The following is a 2268-nucleotide window of genomic DNA, read 5'->3' as shown; positions in this document are numbered from 1 at the left end:
ATGACAGCCCACTGGAGGCGCAGGCATGACGCAGTTGAAGATCGAGGCCAGCACCGCGCTGTGCCAATTGCAGGATGCCGGGCGGTTTGGCGTGCGCCACTTGGGCGTGACCCAGGGCGGGGCCCTGGACTGGGTGGCGATGAATTGGGCCAACTGGTTGCTGGGCAACCCGCTGGGTGCGCCAGTGATCGAGGTGGCGTTGGGCGGATTCAGCGTGGTGGCGGAGCAGGATTGCGTCCTGGCCTTGGCGGGCGCCGACCTGGATGCGCGGGTTGAGGATCAGCCCCTGGCGCCTTGGCGCAGCTTTACCCTGGCCAAGGGCCAGCAGCTGACGTTGAGGCAGCCCAAGCAGGGCGTACGCGCTTATCTTGCTGCGCCTGGCGGGTTCCAGGCCGAGGCAGTGCTGGGCAGTTGCGCCACCGTTGTACGTGAAGAGCTTGGCGGCATCGATGGGCGAGGGGACGCGCTTGGCAAAGGTCAGGGGCTGACATTTGCCGGTTCATCCCCGGCCTTGCGCGAAGTGCCTGGGGCGTTGCGGCCTGTGTATTCGGCGAAGCCTGTGCTCGACCTGGTGATGGGCGCGCAGATCGGTGACTTCAGCGGCATGAGCCTGTTTGAAGCGTTCAACAGTGACTGGACTTTGGACAGCCGAGCAGACCGCATGGGGATTCGATTGCTTGGGCCACAGCTGGTTTACCAGGGTGCGCCGATGATCTCCGAAGGGATTCCGCTGGGCGCGGTGCAGGTGCCGCCAGATGGGCAGCCGATCGTGCTGCTCAATGACCGGCAGACCATTGGCGGGTATCCGCGGTTGGGGGCGTTGACGCCGTTGGCGCTGGCGCAATTGGCGCAATGTATGCCGGGGGCGGTCGTCAGGTTTCAAGCGGTCGTGCAGGATACCGCGTGGCAGGCACATAGTGATTATCTGAAGCGTTGGTGCTGATGAGCAGCCGGTAAAGATCAACGCAGTGCAGTCGCAATAACCACCGCGGAGCTGTTAATTTTGCCAGTTGTAGGCGCGTTGCAATGTGGCGAACATTGCACTTCATTGCTTGGCAATGCTCCACTGCTGGAGGTGGCTCATCTTTAAGAAAACATTTTTCTATGCGGGAAAACGACGACACTGCGAGCTGCATGACTCGGGGAGCATTTTATACTTTGGTACCGATACGGTGCCTTTGGCTATCCGGTCTTCTGCCAGTTTCAAGCTTGAAATATTGTGCCTCGCAGTCGACCGTTCCCGCTCAGTCCTGGGGGCGTATCAAACAGGTGGCGTGAAAGCAGCATACTCGGTTTATGGCGATCATTCCCGACACGAGTCCGCCTATCCACAGGCATTCAATGGTGAACATCTGGATGAAAACCTGCGCGGTTATCACTTGGGTCGCGGTTACCGGTTCTACGACCCTCTGTTGATGAGGTTCTTCACTGCAGATGCAGAAAGCCCCTTCGCCCAAGGTGGTATCAATGCCTATGCCTACTGTACCGGAGACCCGGTAAACAGAGTTGATCCCAGCGGGCGAGGAGCCACGCGTGTAAAATTGGCACATTTGGCAAATTCAATGCTCCACCGAAATATTTTTTCTGCGGGGGAAAAAGCACCTTTCTCGAACTTGGGTATCGACAGCGGCTTCAACGGTTACGCCGTTGAAGCTCGCTTCAAAAGCGGTGATGTCGGGCCTGTGGTTGAGCGCTTGCTTCCTGGAAATTTCGAACCTTTGATCAAACGTTACCCTGGTCAGGCAGACGCCATCATGATCAATATGACAGAGCGTGCGCTGAAACGAATAACAGGGAAAGTCACAGTCCAAAGCGCATTTGTCGAAAAACGCTTTCGTCAAGGAATGACGAAACTAGATGGTGATATGGTGATGTACCTGACAGATAACGGTATTCCTTCCCAAAGGTTCGCGGAGGTACGTCAGTCCCTAAAAGTCGGGGATAGTCAGCTCAAAGAAGAAGTTATACATATTTTCAAGGAACGGCTTGCAAACATAAGGGATGGCAAGCCGTTGATCGAAAAGGATTGGCACGCTGGCTTCTGGAATGAGCGTTACACACCTTAGCTGCGCATGCAGGTGAGACGCAGCCAGGCTACGTGTTTACTTGGAGAGATACCGCATCCCATCCTCCAACCCCTGCAAGGTCAGCGGGTACATCTTGTCCTCGATCAAATCCCGCACCAGGTGCGTAGACGCCGTGTAGTCCCACGCCTGCTTCGGGTACGGGTTGATCCAAATGATCTTCTTGAATTTCTCCATGAAGCGC

At 56.7% G+C, this 2268-nt stretch carries 2 protein-coding genes and 1 pseudogene; 2 read left to right on the top strand and 1 reads right to left on the bottom strand.

Annotated features, from left to right (window positions below; translation table 11 throughout):
* The first annotated feature begins 25 nt into the window (after window positions 1–25).
* Window positions 26–943, top strand: coding sequence for a 5-oxoprolinase subunit C family protein (locus AC5PZ0_RS28160; protein WP_493856195.1), 918 nt, complete (start codon window positions 26–28; stop codon window positions 941–943).
* Window positions 944–1274: 331 nt separating this feature from the next.
* Window positions 1275–2066, top strand: a complete 792-nt coding sequence (locus AC5PZ0_RS28155; protein ID WP_493856194.1) for an RHS repeat-associated core domain-containing protein — start codon at window positions 1275–1277, stop codon at window positions 2064–2066.
* Window positions 2067–2102: 36 nt separating this feature from the next.
* Here AC5PZ0_RS28155 and AC5PZ0_RS28150 read toward each other — a convergent pair.
* Window positions 2103–2268, bottom strand: a pseudogene (locus AC5PZ0_RS28150) (hypothetical protein); the annotation flags it as partial.

The sequence above is a fragment of the Pseudomonas sp. 5.2 genome (assembly GCF_059025405.1).
Note: the sequence above shows the minus strand (reverse complement) of the source record. Positions and strands in the feature narration are given on the sequence as shown.